A 15,196-nucleotide genomic window follows, 5' to 3' on the forward strand; every position below is an offset into this window, starting at 1 on the left:
CGTCTGCGCCGCGCTCGGCGCGGGTGGCGCGTTCCTGTACCGCCGGGGCCGGGCGGCCTCCCGACGGCCGTAGCGGAAGCGGGGTGCCGGACGCCCGGGCGTCCGGCACCCGCCCGTCAGCTGCCCACCGTGTCCGGCGCGGACTCCCGCCGCCCCGCCGGGACGCCCCAGCCGGCCGGCCCCGAGCGCAGCCGCCGCCGTACCCCGCGCACCAGCGTCTCGGCGGTGAAGCCGGCGCCGTGCACGAAGCGCATCGCCGGACCGAAGCCCGCCGCCGTGACCAGACCGGCCAGGAACAGCCCGGGATACGACGACTCGAAGTCCCGGCCCACCTCGGGCGCCCCGTCGGCCCCGGTCACCAGCGTCGTACGCAGGTCGCCGGCCAGCAGCCCGAGCCGCTCCCGGGTCGCCCTGAACCCGGTGGCCGCGATGACGTGTTCGGTTTCCAGGGTGCCCACCCCGCCGCCGCGCACCGCGGTGTCCAGGCGTACCCCGCCCGCCGTCGCGCGCGCCGCCGTGACCTCGCGGCCGAGCAGCACCTCCACCCCGGACTCCACCCGCTCCCGCACCCACCAGGCACCGGCCGGGCCGAGGGCGCTCGCCGCGATCCGGGTCCGGGTCGGCTCGGCGAGCCGCCGGTACAGGCCGGGCCGCTCGGAGTAGAACCAGTTGCGCCAACCGGGGCCGAGCCCGCTGTGCGGGGCGCGGACCGACTGCCACCAGGGGCGCTCCCAGGGCGGCGGCATCTCGTTCCAGTACAGCCGGTCGGCCCGCACCAGCACCCGTACCCTGCTGCCCAGTTCGGCGAGGATCGCGGCCGTCTCCAGGGCCGCCTGACCGCCGCCGATCACCGTGACGTCCCGGCCCGCGAAGCGGTCCAGGTCGGCGTGGTGGCTGCTGTGCGAGACCAGGTCGGGGGTCAGACCGCGCAGCGCGGCGGGGATCTCGACGAACGGCAGCACCCCGATCGCGAGGGCGACGGTTCGGCCGCGCAGGGTCTCGCCGTCCTGGGCCGTCGCCTCGAAGCCGCCGGTGCGCGGTGCCACGCGGGTGACCGTGCGCTCGTCGACGGGCGGGGCGGCGTTGCGGGCGAACCACAGGCCGTACTCGGCGAACATGTCCAGCGGGATCGGCTGCCCGTGCCGGGCCTCGGTCCCGCGGCCCGCGCAGTACACGTCCAGCCGCCAACGCGCCTCGGGGTCCGACAGGTTGGAGGCCCACGGTTCGGACTTGAGGAACATCCCGCGGGGCATGTGGTCGCGCCAGGAAGCCATCGGGCGACCGAAGACCCGCACGTTCAGGCCCGCCGCCGCGGCGTGGGACGCGATGGACAGGCCGTACGGGCCCGCGCCCACCACCAGCAGGTCGTACATCAGCAGCTGCTCGCTTTCTCGTCGTCGGACCGGTCGGACCGGTCGGGCTGACCGGGGAGGCCGGACCCGCCGGACACCCCGGAGAGTTCCTCGGCCGGGACGGCGGCCACCGAGGGCTGTCCGGCCTGGCGGACCACGGGGGAGTGCGGATGCGCCACCGAGGCGGCCGCCCCGCGGCGCACCCGGTCCACGAGCCGGTCCAGGAGCCGGTCCGTCACATGCCGGCCCCACAGCCCCCACATCGCCAGGCCAGGACCCCGGTCGTCCGGCGCGCTCCAGGCCAGTTCCCGGCCGCGCGGCGCCGGGCGCAGCGCGCTCAGCGGCGCGTAGTTCTCCACCACGAACGCCCGCCCGGCCAGCGGCATCCCGGCGGGCAGCGGACGGTGGGTCAGGTCCAGGTGCAGGGCGCGTACGACGTCCAGGCCGGTGCTGTCGGCGAAGAGCCGGAACTGGGCGCCCGGCCGGGGGTTGAAGTCGAGGAGGTGGTAGCGGCCGGTGCGGCCGCAGCGCCGGAAGTCCAGGTCGAAGATGCCCCGGAAGCCCAGCTCGCCGATGAGCCGCTCGGCCGGCGCCTGGACCTGCGGGTTGGGCGTCCACCGGCCCACCGCGGTCAGTCCGGCGTCGCGCGGCCAGGACCGCTGCTTGCGGCCGGGCCCGCCCGCGCGCACCGCCCCGGTGCGGTCGGCGTAGCCGTGGAAGAACCAGTCGCGGTCCGGGCCCGGCGGCAGGAACTCCTGGAGCAGCAGCCTGCTGCCCGCCTCCTCCGCCCGCAGGAACAGCTCCCGCGCCTCCCGTGCCGAGCGCACCACGACCGTGCTGCGCAGTCCGGACCCGGCCGGTACCAGCCAGGGCCGGCTCCACTTGGCGATCACCGGCAGCCCCAGCCGCCAGGCCGCGGCGGCCGCCTGCTCGGCGCTGTCCGGGACCAGCGTCTCGGGGTGCGGGATCCCGGCCGCCGCGCACACCTCGGCCAACTCGGCCTTGTCGGCGACGCGTTCGGCCAGGGTGCCGGGCTGCTGCGGGAGCAGGTAGGAGGGCGCGAGCTCCTCGCGGAACCGGCCGGCCGCGATGGCGCTCGCGTCGTCCATCGGGATCAGCACCGCCGGACGGGCGATCCGTGCCGCCACCCGGCGCAGCACGGCCACCACCTCGGCGGGCGACGCGTCCGGCGCCGGCGGCGGGTGCAGCTGCCGTACGTAACGGGACCTGCGCACCGGACTCCCGGCGGAGTCGGCGACCACGTGGACGTCCACCCCGGCTCTGCCGAGTGAGCGTACGGCTCCCAGGGTGCCGTGGTGAAAGGGATTCCGGTCGATCCGCAGCAGAACCGCGGGAACCCGGATGTCTAGCAGCGACACGGACCTTTTCCTTTGCGTCGGTTCACCCGTGCGGAGGTGGCGGGCACCCGAAAGCCGCAACCGCACTGGCGAAATTCATATTGATATGACTGAGTGTCAGTGACCGGGTTTTTCCGAGCGGACGAGCGAACGGACGACAACTCGCCGAGAAAGGAACAGGCATGGCTCCACAGCGCAGAAAGCGGCCGAGGTCCCGGTCGTCTCGTCTGGCCGTGGTCGCGGCGGCGGTCCTCGTCTCGGCGACCCTGACGGCCGGTCTGGGATTCGCCGCGGGTCCGGGGACGGTGCGGGTCACCGACCCGACGCCGGCCGCCACACCCACGACGTCCGTCCCGCCGTCGGCGGCTCCCCTGCCGGTACCGGCGAGTCCCACGCCGTCAGCGGCCGAGCCCGCCAAGGCGACGCCGCCGGCCTTCGGGGCCTTCCTCGACTCCGGGCCCCTCGGGGTGGCCCGCATGGTCCAGCTGAGCAGCTGGCTCGGCGGCACCGAGCTCAAGGTCGCGCACACGTATCTGCCCGGAAACCGCTGGTCCGACATCGAGGGCGCCCCCGGTTTCCTGGACGTCTGGGCACACTGGCGACGGGAGAAGGCCGACCGGACGCTCGTCCTCAACGTGCCCATGCAGGAGCGCAACGAGGACGGTATCGGGGACGGCGAGGTCCGGTCGCTGCTGTGGCAGGGCGCGGCCGGGCAGTTCGATCACCACTTCCGGGCCCTGGCCGAGCGGCTCGTGAGACTGGACGTGCCGGACACGGTCATCGTGCTCGGCTGGGAGATGAACGGCATTACCTACACCCATCGTTGCGGGCCGGACCCGGAGGCCTGGAAGACGTACTGGAACAGGATCGTCACCACCATGCGTGCGGTGCCGGGCCAGAAATTCCGGTTCGATTTCACGCCGAGCCGGGGCCGCGACGCCGTACCGTGGACGGAGTGCTATCCCGGGGACGCCACGGTCGACATCATCGGTATGGATTCGTACGACCAGCCGGCCGGACTCTCCTTCGACCAGGAGGTGCGGGAGCCCTATGGGCTGCAGCAGCACGTCGATTTCGCGAAGGCCCACGGAAAACCCATTTCCTTTCCGGAATGGGGTCTCTTCCGCAACGGTGACAACGCCGAGTACATGCGGCGGATGCTCGCCTGGATGGACGAGCACAAGCCGCTGTACAACACGCTGACCGACTACTGCCCGCACGGTGTCTGGCAGTGCTCGGCCAACCCGCTCTCCTCGCGCGTCTACCGCGCGGCCCTCTTCGGCCGCACCGACGCCCCGACTTCGGCCCCGGCCTCGACACCAACGCCGGCCACGACCCCGGCACCGACCTCGACCCCGTCGCCGGACGTCTCGGTCCCGGCCCCGAGCCCGAAGCCGACCGCCACGGCCGCCGCCACGCCCGCGTCCGACTGCACGCCGATGGACCTGGGCGACTGGGTCGAGTACTGGCTCGGCGGGCAGCTCTGCATCGGCCTCGACTGGTAGCCGCGCCCGCCGGACACCCCCTACTCCTGCCGGCGTTCCTTCCATCGGTGCCGCACCTCCTTGATCCGCTGCCGGGCGGCGGCGTCGCACAGCGCCGCCGTCAGCAGCGGTGCGGTGCGCCGCCGGGCCAGCAGCAGCCGCTGGTTGACGACCGGCCGGGGCCGCCAGTGGTGCTTGTACGGCTCGTCGCCGCGCAGCAGGCTCAGCGCGCCCCGCTCGCCGGCGCCGGTGTGCTGGGTGCAGGCGTCCAGGAGCATCACGGCCACGTCCGCCTTGCGCTCCCGCAGCCGGGGATGCGCCCCGTACAGATAGCCGCCGGCGAGGCTCGGCGACAGCAGGGTCAGGTCGACGGCGACCACCTCGTCGTCGAGCCGGAACTCGGTGACCACCGCGTCCCCGGACCGCACCATCGGCCCCACCGAGCGCACCAGATGCTCCTGGAACCGGGACTGGAGGTGCTCGGTGGTCACCTTCCGCCCCTGCCACTGCAGCCGGTGCAGATCGAGCAGGCGGCGCAGTGCCGCGTCCACCCCGTCGGGCGGTACGGCGTCCCGGCGCACCCCGAGCGAGCCCAGCTTGCGCAGCTTGGCGCGCACCCGCTGCTGGGCCTTGTTCGAGGGCAGCCGGGCGACCAGCTCGTCCATCGGCACGGCCGGCAGCTCCAGGCACAGCGAGTCGGGCACCTTCCGGCACGGGCCGTGCCAGCGGTCGTAGACCCGCTCCGCCGCTCCGCCGGGCCGCACCTCGCGGAAGTCGATCAGCGCCGTCCGGGCCGCCTCCGCCAGCTCCCGGGTGAGCGCGCCCGCCACCCGGCCGTCGTCGGCGTCGGCGAGCAGCACGTCCGCGTAGTCCGAGATCGCCCCGCCGAGCGGCACCAGCGTGGGCAGCGGCCGGTGCACCAGCATCAGCGGGGCGGCGCCGACCAGCTCGCCGCCGTAGCGCACCAGGACCAGGCGGAGCCGGCCGGGGCTCCCGTACGAGCGCCACCAGGAGTGCAGCCAGGCGTGGCTCTGGAACGGGGTGGCCGTGCCGCACCGCCGGTAGAGGCGGCCCCAGGCCGGGGCCAGCCCGGCGAAGGCGCCCTCGTCGGTGACGAGTTCGGTGGTGTACGCGGCCAGCGTCGGGTGGGCCGTCGTCGTCACAGCTGTCCGTGTACGTCGGCGGCGAGGGCCGGTCCGGGCACCGAGGCCTGCAGGGCGGACTCCTCCACCCGGCGCCGGGGCCGAACCAGGAGCACCAGACCGCCCAGCAGTCCGCCCGCGCTCGCGCCCACCAGACCGGTCACCTTCGAGGACGCCGAGGTGGGTGCGGTCGGCTTCAGGGCCCGGGAGAACTGGAGGAGGTCGACGTTCGTGTCGTTCCTGGTGTCCTTGGCGTGCTGGATGAGCGAGCGGGCCACCGCGTTGGCCATGTCGGTGGCCTGCAGGGCGTGCGGCGAGGTGGCCGAGACGGCGACCATCGGCGCGTCCGGCGAGGTCTCCGTCTGCACGCTGTTCTGCAGCGTCTTCAGCGGTACCCCGGCCCACATCTGGGCGTCCCCGAGCACCGCGAGCTGGGTGGCGACCCGGCCGTAGGCCTGCGCGAACCCCTGCGCGGACGCGGTGTCGGTCTTGTCGGCGGGGACGGCGATGACATAGCTGGTCGCCGTGTAACTGGGCGGCGTCACCACGCCGTAGGCGCCGCCCAGCAGCCCGCCGGCGAGGACCCCGGCCGCCAGCAGCGACCAGGGCGGGATCGCGCGGGGGAACGAGCGGGGCGCTCGGACGGTGTTCTCGGTCATGGCGTACTGGCTCCCTGGGGTGTGGTGGCGAGTGCGGCCGCGTAGACGTCCATGAGCTGGGCGGCGCTGCGGGTGATGCAGTAGTGACGGGCGGCGTCCGGTGCGCTGCGCGGGCCGGGTCCGGCGGCCCGGGCGGCGGCCAGCGCCTCGGCGTAGGCGTCGGCGCCGCCCGCGACGCGGCGGGCGCCCGGGGCGGCGGCGGACGGCAGGTCCTCGACCGCCGGGCAGGAGCTGTAGAGCACGGGCAGCCCGGCGGCCAGCGCCTCGACGACCGCGAGCCCGAACGCCTCCTCGGCGGAGGGCGAGGCGAACACGTCCATCGCGGAGGTGAGGTCGGGGAGGTCGGGGTCCGGTGCGAGGCGGGGGCCTTGTACGAGGCCGGGGCCCGGTGCGCGGTCGGAGGCGTAGGGCCGCTCGCCGGCGAACAGGACCCGGTCGGCGACCCCGGCGTCCCGGGCGGTGCGCCGCAGGGCGTCCTCCTCCGGGCCGCCGCCCACCAGCAACAGCCTGGAGTCGGCGGGGAGTCGGGCCAGAGACTCGATCAGGACGCCGAACCGCTTGCCGGGCGCGAGCCGGCCGACCGCACCCACGACCCAGGCGTCCGGCGGGATGCCGAGGCGGTCGCGGACCCGCCGGCGCCGGGCCGGGTCGAAGCGGAACCGGTCCAGGTCGATGCCGTTGGGGACGACCTCGATCCGCGGCCCCGGCACCCCCCACCGGCGCAGCCGCTCGGCGACGGTCGGGGACACGGCCACCGTGGACCGCCCGAGCCGCTCGCCCGCCAGGTACAACGCCCGTACCCCCGAGGTCAGTTCACGCCCCTCCAGCTGCGAGTCGCCGAGCGAGTGCTCGGTGGCGACGACGGCCCGCACGCCCGCGAGCCGCGCGGCGATCCGGCCGTAGAGGCAGGCCCGGTAGAGGTGGGTGTGGACCAGGTCGTAGCGGCCCCGGCGGATCAGCCGGACCAGCCGGGGCAGCGCGGACAGGTCCCGGTTCCCGGCCATCCCGAGGTGGACCACCCGCACCCCGTCCGCGGCGAGGCCGTGCGCCACCGGCCCCGGGTTGGTGAGCGTGACGACGTCGCAGGAGACCGGCAGGTGCCGCAGCAGCAGCCGCAGCTGCTGCTCCGCACCGCCGACCCCGAGGCCCGTGATGACGTGAAGGGCCTTCATCTCACAGCCCCTCGACGGGACGGCGGCGCAGCCGGTGCAGCCGGTACTTCAGGAAGAGGCGCAGGGCGTGGTCGTTCTGCCCGATGTGCACCCGGGGCAGGGCGTGCGGGCCGCCCAGCGGGCCGGGGTCGATGGCGCAGGCGTAGCCGTACCCGGCGTCCCGTACGGCGTCCACGGCCCGCCGGTCGACGGTCCCGTAGGGGTAGCAGAAGCCCTCGACGGGGGCTTGGACCAGGTCCTCGAGGAGCGCCCGGCTGTCGGCGGTCTCGGCCCGCACGGTCGCCTCGTCGGCCTTCGTCAGGTCGACGTGGGTGAGCCCGTGCGAACCGATCTCCACCCCGCTCCGGGCCGCCCGCCGGATCCCGTCGGCGGTGAGCAGCGGCTTGCGCGGGCCCAGCGGGTCCCAGGCGTTGTCGCCGCCGAGCCGTCCGGGCAGCACGAAGAGGGTGGCGCCGCAGCCCCAGCGGTCCAGGACGGGCAGCGCGTGGTCGAGGAAGTCGGCGTACCCGTCGTCGAAGGTCAGCCCCACCAGCCGGCGCCCCTCACCGCGGGCCCGGGCGGCGAGCAGCTCGGCCACCGACACCCCGCGCAGCCGGTGCCGGCGCAGCCAGCCCAGCTGCTTCTCCAGGCGCTCGGGGGTGACGGTGATCCGGTACGGATCGTCGGAACAGTCGCCCACGGAGTGGTACATGGCGACCCAGGGGACCGGGCCGGTGACGTGTCCGGCCCGCTCGGCGGACTCGGCGGACTCAATGGAAGACGGCATGCGCGAGCCTTCGGGTGACGGTGGCTACGGAACGGAGTGCGGGTGCGAAGCCCTGGGCGTCCAGGGCCCAGCCGAGCAGGACGAAGACGGCGGTGACGGCGGTGACACCGGCGGCCAGACCGGTGAACGGGTCCGCCGGGTGTGCGGCGACGAAGATCCCGACGGCGGTCGCCGCGACGGCCGCCCGCATCGGCCGGCTCAGCTCGACCAGCACCCGCCGGGTCCGGATCGGGACGCTGCGCGGGCCGGTGCCGGCCAGCAGGAGCCCGGCGGTGGCGGTGATGCCGACGGCGTTGGCGGCGGCGATCCCGGTGACGCCGTACCGGCCCACGGTCAGGGTGCCGATCCAGGAGGTCACCACGATCCCGGCGGCCATGGCGCCCACCGGGTACCAGGTGGCGCGCCCCGCCGAGAAGTAGGAGCGGACCAGCACACCCACCAGGGTCTGCCCGAGCAGCCCGAGCGCGTAGACCCGCATCACCCCGGCCGTGGCGTCGGTGTCCTCGGCGGTGAACGCCCCGCGCTGGAACAACAGCCGGATGAGCTGCGGCGCACAGGCCACGACCACGGCGGTGCCGAGCAGCACCACGCTCGCGGCCACCGAGAGATCCCGCTCCACCCGGCTCCGGGCCCGCTCGGTGTCGCCCTCGGCCAGCGCCCGGGCCACCACCGGGAAGGTGACCGTGCACAGCATCATCGACAAGGTCATCGGGATCTGCGCGACCTTCTGCGCGTAGTTGAGGTGCGAGATGGCCCCGGAGTGCAGGTGCGAGGCGAGGAACCGCTCGATCAGCACCTGCGACTGCCGGCACAGCGCGAACAGCAGCACGGTGGCCATCAGCGCGATGTTCAGGGGCCGTTCCTCGGCGGCCCCCGTGCTCTCCCGGTCCTTGGGCCTGTGTCGCAACTGCCGCAGCAGCGAGGGGAGCTGTACGACGACCATCAGGGCGCCCCCGGCCGCCACCCCGAACGCGGCCGACCTGACGCCCCAGTGGCCGCCGAGCGCGAACATCGCCGTGATGATGCCGGCGTTGTAGGCGACGTAGATCGCGGCCGGTGCGAGGAAGCGCCGGTGCGCGCGCAGGGCGGCGCTGCAGTACCCGGCCAGCCCGAAGGTCAGCACACAGGTGGCGGTCAGCCGGGTGCAGCCGACGGCGAGCGCGGGGTCCCGGAGCCCGGGCGCCAGCGCCTCGACGAGCTGCGGGGCCCCGCCGATCAGCAGGGCGCCGACGCCGGCGAACGCCAGCGCCAGCTTGGGCAGCGTCCCGGCGACGAGGGCCCGCACGGGATCGCCGGGCGCCCCCTGCGCCCGCCGCGCGAGCGCCCTGCTGAACGCGGGAACGAGCGCGAACGCCAGCCCGTCCTCGATGAGCAGCGTCGCGGCGAACTCGGGAACGGTCCACGCGACAAGAAACGCATCGGTGTCCCGCCCGGCCCCGAACAGCCGGGCCAGGGACTGGTCCCGGATCAGCCCGAGCAACGAACCGAGCACGGAGAAGGCAGCGGTGCCGAGGGCTGCCTTGGCCAGGAAACTCCGTGAGGGGGGCGCCCCGTCAGGGGCGCGGGGCTGTGACACTTGCGGCTCCGCCGCGTGGGCGCGATCAACCCCCACCGGCCCGCACTCGACATCCGGCCCTTCCACCCCCGGCGTCACAGTCATTCCACACGCTCCGCCCCCACCAATGCCCACCAGGCCACCGCCCCGAAGACGACCGCCGTCAGAACGGTCGACGGCCCCCCGATGTCGGCGTACGCGAAGTCGACGAGCTGCCAGATCAGCAACCCGCACCCCACCAGCGCACAGTCGAGACCCCGGCCGTCCACCCGGACCCGCCACAGCCCCCGCAGCCCGCACACCAGCAACGCCAGCCAGCTCCCGCCCAGCGCCAGCAGCCCGAGCAGCCCCTGTTCGCTGAGCACCAGCAGATACATGTCGTGCGGCGACAGCAACGGCTGCTTCCGGTACGCGGCCCCCGCCCCCTCCGTGTCGCTCCCGGACGACAGCGCCAGCGAGGCGTGCGCGTCCCGGTACGCCGGGAAGTTCTTCAGGCCGACGCCGGTCACCGGATGCTCCTGCCACATCCCCGTCGCCGCCGCCCACAGCGTGTACCGGTCGACCACCGACTGGTCCGGCGCGTCGGTGACCTGCCCGATGCTGCTGAGCCGCTCCTGGAGCATCGCCGTACCGACCCCGAAGCCGCCCACCAGCACCACACCGGCCGCGACCGCGACCGCGGTCACCTTCAGCGCCCGCCGCAGCCCGGCCAGGGCGAGCTGCACACCGCAGGTGAGCACCGTCGCGATCCAGGCCCCGCGGCTGAAGGACACGGCCAGCGGCAGCAGCAGCCCGAGCGCGCAGGCGCCCGCGGCCACCCGCTGCCGTACCGGCGTCCGCCCGAGCGCCAGCCCGAGCGCGCACACCAGACCGAACGACACGACGGTCGCCATGCCCATCACGTCCTGCGGCCCGAACGTGCCGACCGCGCGGATCTCCTCGCCCTGGTACGACGCCCCGGTCCCGGTGACGTACTGGTGCACCCCGACCGCGCCCTGCCAGACCGCGAGCCCCACGAAAGACCAGGCCAGCAGCCGGAAGTCGGCGCGGTCCCGGACCAGCAGCACGACGGCGGCGGGGACCAGGACGAAGACCTGGAGGTAGCGGCCGAGGCCGGTCAGCCCGGCGCCCGGCGAGGCCGCGCCCATCGCGGCCACGGCCAGCCCCACGACCGGCATGCCGAGCACCGCCACGGCGGTGGCGGACAGCGGGCGCCGCCGCTCCCGGAGCGTGCGCAGCGCGGCGTACAGCACGACAAGGGCGGACACCGCATCGGCGGGCCCGGCGCCGCCCTCCTCGCCGCCCGGGGCGAGCGGCAGCGCGAGGACCGCGAGTACGGCGACCGCGGCCAGTACCGGTGGCAGCCGCAGCGGCCTGGCCGGCGACAGTGCGAAGCTCATTGTCAGCTCCCCGTCGGGCGCACGAGCGCCGCCGCGGTGCGCAGCAGGATGCAGATGTCCTGCCACAGCGACCAGTTGTCGATGTAGGCGTTGTCGAAGCGGGCCCGGTCCTCGATGGAGGTGTCGCCGCGCAACCCGTTGACCTGGGCGAGGCCGGTGATGCCGGTCCGCATCCGGTGGCGGGCCGCGTAACCCGGGTAGGTCTGGCTGAACTGGCCGACGAAGTACGGCCGTTCCGGGCGCGGGCCGACCAGGCTCATGTCGCCCCAGAGCACGTTCCACAGCTGCAGCAGCTCGTCCAGCGAGGTCTCGCGCAGGAACCGGCAGAAGCGGCTCATCTCGATCTCGCCGGCCACGCTCCACCGGGTGGCCGCCTCGTGCTCGTCGACCGGGCGGTGGGTGCGCAGCTTCAGCAGGGTGAAGGGGCGGCCGTCCTTGCCGATCCGCTCCTGCCGGAAGACGACCCCGGGTCCGTCGGTGATCCGCAGCACCGCCGCGCACACCAGCAGCAGCGGGCCGGCCAGTACCAGCGCCGCCCCGGAGACGGCGATGTCGAGGACCCGCTTGCCGATGCTGCCGCGCCGCCGCGAGCCCATCTCCAGCCGGCGGCAGGAGAACCCGGCGAGCTGGTCGCGCATCTCGTACGCCGGTGAGTCCGCGTCGACCTCCCACACCACGCAGCCCGACTCGGCCAGCGCCCGCAGCAGCGGGCCCTGTTCGGTGCGGACGGCGGGGTGGACGGTGAGGACGGCCCGGACCCCGTTCTGGATGAGGGCCCGCTCGACCTCCTGGCCGGTGGTCAGCACGGGCAGGCCCTCGGGGCCCTCGGGGTGTTCGGCGACGACGCCGACCGGGCGCACCCCGCAGCCCGGGTGGCGCAGCACGGCGGCGGCGACCCGCTGGGCGGTGGCGGCCGGGCCGATGACCAGGGCGGCGCGCGGCCGGCGCAGCAGGGCGCGGCGGCGGCGCCAGTGCACCAGGCCGCGGCTGGCGGTGGCCGCCGCCGCGTGCAGGGCGAAGCCGAGGAGCAGGACCCGGGCGGACAGCGCGCGGTCCGGGTCCCAGGCGGCGAGGGCCGCGGCCAGGCCCAGCCAGACGACCGCGATCCGGCCGCAGACGGCGGGGAGTTCGTCCAGGATCCCGGTCATCCGCCCGATGGTCTGCGGGCGCAGCAGTATCGCCCCGGCCATCAGCAGACCCACCAGGGCGGGCCGGTGCACGGCTTCGTCGAGCACGGCCGCGCCGAGCAGCGCGGCGCACAGGTCGGCGGCGAGCAGCGGCACCGGGGAGGCGGGCCGTGCGGGCGGCCGCCGCAGCGGGAACCGGAAGCCGCCGGCGGTGCGCGGCGGCAGGACCGAGACAGGCGAGAGTCCGTGGTCCCGGGGCTGCGCGCCGGGGGAGGGGACGGTGCTTTCCGCGGTCACGAGTGGATGGACTCCCTGCACTCGAAGGACACCAGCGGCCGCCCGCCGAGGAGTTCGCGGTACAGCTCCGCGACCGCCTCCGCGGTGCGCCGCACATCGTGCGTGGACAGGACGTGCCGGCGTCCCCGGTCGCCGAGTGAGACGCGCAGTTCCGGGTCGAGGAGCAGCGCGGCGACGGCCCCGGCCAGCGCGCCCGGCCGTCCCGGCGGGACCAGGCAGTGCGCCGCGTGGCCGGGCGGCAGGCTCTCGCGGGCGCCGTCGACATCGCTGACCAGCACCGGTCGCCCGCAGGCCAGCGCCTCCAGCGGGGCCAGCGCCATGCCCTCCCAGCGCGAGGGCAGCACCACCAGGTCGGCGGCCCGGTACCAGGGGCGGACATCCGCGACGGCGCCCGCGAACTCGACGGAATCGGGGGCGAGTCGGCGCAGCGCGTCCCGGTCGGGTCCGTCGCCGACCAGCACCAGCCGGGCGTCCGGCAGCTGCCGCAGTACCTCGGGCCAGGCCCGCAGCAGCACGTCCTGTCCCTTCTGCCGGCACAGCCGCCCGACACAGACGACCAGGGGAGCCCCCGCGGGCCGCTCGCCCGGGGAGCCCGGGGTGAAGTGCTCGGTGTCGATGCCGTTCGGGACGACCGTGTACCGGGCGCGGATTCCGGCGTGCACGCCGGTCGCACGCTCCGCCTCGCTGACGCACACCACCCGATGCGCCCAGCGCGCGCCCCACCGTTCCCACCGCAGCGCCAGCGCGGCGGCGGCCCCGCCGACCGCCTCGAAGGACCAGGCGTGCGGCTGGAACAGGGTCGGGACGCGGCCGCGCACGGCCAGCCGCCCGGCGAGTCCCGCCTTCGCGCTGTGCGCGTGCACCAGTTCGGGCCGTACCTCGTCGAGCAGGCGGGCGAGCCGTCGTACCTCGCCCGGGAGACCGGCGCCAGGGGACCGGTCCGCGCGCCACCCGTGCACCTCGGCGCCCAGCTCCCGTGCGGCTGCCGCCAGTTCACCGCCCGGGCAGGCCACGGTGACCCGCAGACCGGCCGTGAGCTGGGCCTTCGCCAGGTCCAGGACGACCCGGGCCACTCCGCCCTCGACGGGCTGGGCCAGGTGGAGGACCCGTGGCCGGGGGTCGGTGGCTGATCGGTGCATACGCGGATTCCTCGCTCACGGGGGGCGCGCTCGGGACTGCGGGCGGGAACGCGGCGTACTACGGCGCGTCCACGGCGGCGAAGAGCGCGCCCGCCCACGCCGCGTCGCGCTGGGAAACGAGCTGGAAGGTCAGCTGGTCACCGCCCTGCGCGAGACCGGTACCTAGATCGAACACATCCGAGTCGAAGCCGAGCGTGTTGGCGTACGCGGGCTCACGCCGGGCGCGTACCGGGCCGGGTTCGTTGATCGTGGAGTTGAGTACGTCGTCGGCCGGGTCGGCGGAGTCCTGAAGGGGGACGGGTGCGTGGCCGGCTGTGGTGTAGGTGAGCGAGTCGCCGGTACCGTCCCGGTCGCCGTTGTAGGCCACCAGACCCACCCGGGCGCCGGCGCCACGCGGGGCGTGTAGCCCGTTCAGCCGTACCTCGGCCGGTGTGCCGAGGCAGTCGAAGCCGTCCCAGAGGGAGAGCGTGCGCAGCGGCTGTGCCGGGTCCTCGTACGCCACGACCAGCGTCCAGCCGCCCCAGGCACCGGCCCCGGACCTGCCCGCGGCCGCGTTCACCTGGCCGACCGTCCACAGTCCGGGTCCGCTGGAGCGGACCAGCCCGGTCACGTCCGCCGAGGCCTGGAAGGCGTCGGCGCCGTGCCCCGCGCGGTGGCCCACGACCGTGTCGGCGAGCACCTCCTTGTACGCGCCGCCGGGTTCGGCGATCAGCACCCGCCCGTTGTCCGCGGCCGGCTTCTGCTCGCCGGCCAGCAGGTTGCCGCCCCAGTACAGCCGCGCGTACGCCACCCGGGAGCCGGCCGGCAGCCGGACCTCGGCGCGGGAGGAGTTGTAGGTGAGGGGGTCGTCGTCGACGTCGACGTAGAACATCTCGAAGTCCCCGTTCACCGCCGGGACCCGGCCCTCCCGCGCGGCCGGGCAGAGCGGTTCGGACAGTTCGCCGGTCGTCGTACGACAGCTGACGGACGCGTTGGCCGCACGGGCGAAACCGCCGTGCAGCAGCGCGTGGTAGCGCTCGGCGAAGGGGATGCGCGGAGCCTCGGGGGCGGGCGGGGCGGCCGCCCGGGCGGTGCCCGGTGCCCAGACCGAGGCGACGACGAGCGCGCTCGCCGACGCACGGCACAGCAGCGGGCCCAGGGGATTGCGCATGACCGGCTTCGTTCTTTCAAGGAGAGGGTGCGATGTGATGTCAATACGGGTAAGTCAGGAGATGTGCGACTCTAGTCGCTATCCGTATTAATCCGTCAAAACTCGCCAAGTGTGTCGGAGTCGTGAAGGCGGCTCCCCGGAGATCACTCCTTTGGCGGCGCAACCCGGCGCAGTGCCGCGCGTTGACACAGCGCTGGGCATCCGCCCGAATGTTTGTTTCGACCCCAAGGAGACCTCTCCATGTCGCGTATCGCGAAGGGCCTGGTCCTGTCCACCGCCGCCGTCGCGGCCATCGCCGGTGGTGCCGGTGTGGCTGCCGCCGACAGCGGCGCGAACGGCGCCACCGCCCACTCCCCGGGCGTGCTGTCCGGCAACGTCATCGAGGTTCCGGTCCATGTTCCGGTCAACGTCTGCGGCGACACCATCGACGTCATCGGCCTGCTGAACCCCGGCTTCGGCAACACCTGCGTCAGCGACTGACGCGGCGGCTGCTCCCTTCGGCCGGCCGGCCCCCGCGCCCCACCCCCGGGCGGGCGGCCGGTGGCGCTATTAGCCCGGTTGACCCCCGGCCCAACCCCGCCCGCGACCAGACGGA

13 protein-coding genes are annotated in these 15,196 nt (G+C 74.7%); 2 read left to right on the forward strand and 11 right to left on the reverse strand.

Features of this window, described 5'->3' with window-relative positions:
* Nucleotides 1–116 precede the first annotated feature (116 nt).
* Both ACWGKQ_RS22275 and ACWGKQ_RS22280 read right to left on the reverse strand, forming a co-directional pair.
* A complete protein-coding gene (locus ACWGKQ_RS22275; protein WP_453293682.1) occupies nucleotides 117–1,373 on the reverse strand; it encodes an NAD(P)/FAD-dependent oxidoreductase in 1,257 nt (418 codons plus the stop codon).
* Nucleotides 1,373–2,731 carry a carboxylate--amine ligase gene (locus tag ACWGKQ_RS22280; RefSeq protein ID WP_453293683.1) on the reverse strand — a complete coding sequence of 453 codons (1,359 nt, stop codon included), beginning with the start codon at nucleotides 2,729–2,731 and terminating at the stop codon, nucleotides 1,373–1,375. The genes ACWGKQ_RS22275 and ACWGKQ_RS22280 overlap by 1 nt, the downstream gene beginning before the upstream one ends.
* Before the next feature lie 161 nt (nucleotides 2,732–2,892).
* Here ACWGKQ_RS22280 and ACWGKQ_RS22285 point away from each other — a divergent pair, with 161 nt between their 5' ends.
* The gene (locus tag ACWGKQ_RS22285; RefSeq protein WP_453293684.1) at nucleotides 2,893–4,215 is read left to right on the forward strand and encodes a glycoside hydrolase family 26 protein; all 1,323 of its coding nucleotides are present in this window, start codon (nucleotides 2,893–2,895) and stop codon (nucleotides 4,213–4,215) included.
* 20 nt (nucleotides 4,216–4,235) lie between these two features.
* On the opposite strand, the gene ACWGKQ_RS22290 is transcribed toward ACWGKQ_RS22285, so the two are convergent.
* Genes ACWGKQ_RS22290 through ACWGKQ_RS22330 form a run of 9 tightly spaced genes read right to left on the reverse strand, consistent with a single transcriptional unit; the run spans nucleotide 4,236 to nucleotide 14,601 of the window.
* Nucleotides 4,236–5,357 carry a GNAT family N-acetyltransferase gene (locus ACWGKQ_RS22290; RefSeq protein WP_453293685.1) on the reverse strand — a complete coding sequence of 374 codons (1,122 nt, stop codon included), beginning with the start codon at nucleotides 5,355–5,357 and terminating at the stop codon, nucleotides 4,236–4,238.
* Nucleotides 5,354–5,995, reverse strand: coding sequence for a lipopolysaccharide biosynthesis protein (locus ACWGKQ_RS22295; protein WP_453293686.1), 642 nt, complete (start codon nucleotides 5,993–5,995; stop codon nucleotides 5,354–5,356). The genes ACWGKQ_RS22290 and ACWGKQ_RS22295 overlap by 4 nt, the downstream gene beginning before the upstream one ends.
* On the reverse strand, nucleotides 5,992–7,167 hold the full coding sequence (locus tag ACWGKQ_RS22300; protein ID WP_453293687.1) for a glycosyltransferase: 1,176 nt from the start codon (nucleotides 7,165–7,167) through the stop codon (nucleotides 5,992–5,994). Before ACWGKQ_RS22300 ends, ACWGKQ_RS22295 begins: the two co-directional genes overlap by 4 nt.
* Before the next feature lies 1 nt (nucleotide 7,168).
* Nucleotides 7,169–7,933: a polysaccharide deacetylase family protein gene (locus tag ACWGKQ_RS22305; RefSeq protein ID WP_453293688.1), complete on the reverse strand. Its 765-nt coding sequence runs from the start codon at nucleotides 7,931–7,933 to the stop codon at nucleotides 7,169–7,171.
* A complete protein-coding gene (gene murJ / locus ACWGKQ_RS22310) occupies nucleotides 7,917–9,593 on the reverse strand; it encodes a murein biosynthesis integral membrane protein MurJ (protein WP_453293689.1) in 1,677 nt (558 codons plus the stop codon). Before murJ ends, ACWGKQ_RS22305 begins: the two co-directional genes overlap by 17 nt.
* Nucleotides 9,590–10,888 carry an O-antigen ligase family protein gene (locus tag ACWGKQ_RS22315; RefSeq protein ID WP_453293690.1) on the reverse strand — a complete coding sequence of 433 codons (1,299 nt, stop codon included), beginning with the start codon at nucleotides 10,886–10,888 and terminating at the stop codon, nucleotides 9,590–9,592. Before ACWGKQ_RS22315 ends, murJ begins: the two co-directional genes overlap by 4 nt.
* Nucleotides 10,889–10,890: 2 nt before the next feature.
* Nucleotides 10,891–12,312: an exopolysaccharide biosynthesis polyprenyl glycosylphosphotransferase gene (locus ACWGKQ_RS22320; protein WP_453293691.1), complete on the reverse strand. Its 1,422-nt coding sequence runs from the start codon at nucleotides 12,310–12,312 to the stop codon at nucleotides 10,891–10,893.
* Complete coding sequence (locus tag ACWGKQ_RS22325; protein WP_453293692.1) at nucleotides 12,309–13,451, reverse strand: glycosyltransferase; 1,143 nt, start codon at nucleotides 13,449–13,451, stop codon at nucleotides 12,309–12,311. The genes ACWGKQ_RS22320 and ACWGKQ_RS22325 overlap by 4 nt, the downstream gene beginning before the upstream one ends.
* 58 nt (nucleotides 13,452–13,509) lie before the next feature.
* On the reverse strand, nucleotides 13,510–14,601 hold the full coding sequence (locus tag ACWGKQ_RS22330) for a DUF3344 domain-containing protein (protein ID WP_453293693.1): 1,092 nt from the start codon (nucleotides 14,599–14,601) through the stop codon (nucleotides 13,510–13,512).
* Nucleotides 14,602–14,841: 240 nt separating this feature from the next.
* Between ACWGKQ_RS22330 and ACWGKQ_RS22335 the strand changes: the two genes are divergently transcribed.
* Nucleotides 14,842–15,081: a chaplin gene (locus ACWGKQ_RS22335; protein ID WP_453293694.1), complete on the forward strand. Its 240-nt coding sequence runs from the start codon at nucleotides 14,842–14,844 to the stop codon at nucleotides 15,079–15,081.
* Nucleotides 15,082–15,196: the final 115 nt, after the last annotated feature.

This window comes from Streptomyces sp. NPDC054770 (genome assembly GCF_053611985.1).

What these genes read in the sequence shown, in the direction of transcription:
- ACWGKQ_RS22275 (WP_453293682.1), bottom strand. Translation starts at nt 1,373, where the DNA reads ATGTACGACCTGCTGGTGGTGGGCGCGGGCCCGTACGGCCTGTCCATC.
- ACWGKQ_RS22325 (WP_453293692.1), bottom strand. Translation starts at nt 13,451, where the DNA reads ATGCACCGATCAGCCACCGACCCCCGGCCACGGGTCCTCCACCTGGCC.
- murJ (WP_453293689.1), bottom strand. Translation starts at nt 9,593, where the DNA reads ATGACTGTGACGCCGGGGGTGGAAGGGCCGGATGTCGAGTGCGGGCCG.
- ACWGKQ_RS22285 (WP_453293684.1), top strand. Translation starts at nt 2,893, where the DNA reads ATGGCTCCACAGCGCAGAAAGCGGCCGAGGTCCCGGTCGTCTCGTCTG.
- ACWGKQ_RS22300 (WP_453293687.1), bottom strand. Translation starts at nt 7,167, where the DNA reads ATGAAGGCCCTTCACGTCATCACGGGCCTCGGGGTCGGCGGTGCGGAG.
- ACWGKQ_RS22305 (WP_453293688.1), bottom strand. Translation starts at nt 7,933, where the DNA reads ATGCCGTCTTCCATTGAGTCCGCCGAGTCCGCCGAGCGGGCCGGACAC.
- ACWGKQ_RS22335 (WP_453293694.1), top strand. Translation starts at nt 14,842, where the DNA reads ATGTCGCGTATCGCGAAGGGCCTGGTCCTGTCCACCGCCGCCGTCGCG.
- ACWGKQ_RS22330 (WP_453293693.1), bottom strand. Translation starts at nt 14,601, where the DNA reads ATGCGCAATCCCCTGGGCCCGCTGCTGTGCCGTGCGTCGGCGAGCGCG.
- ACWGKQ_RS22315 (WP_453293690.1), bottom strand. Translation starts at nt 10,888, where the DNA reads ATGAGCTTCGCACTGTCGCCGGCCAGGCCGCTGCGGCTGCCACCGGTA.
- ACWGKQ_RS22295 (WP_453293686.1), bottom strand. Translation starts at nt 5,995, where the DNA reads ATGACCGAGAACACCGTCCGAGCGCCCCGCTCGTTCCCCCGCGCGATC.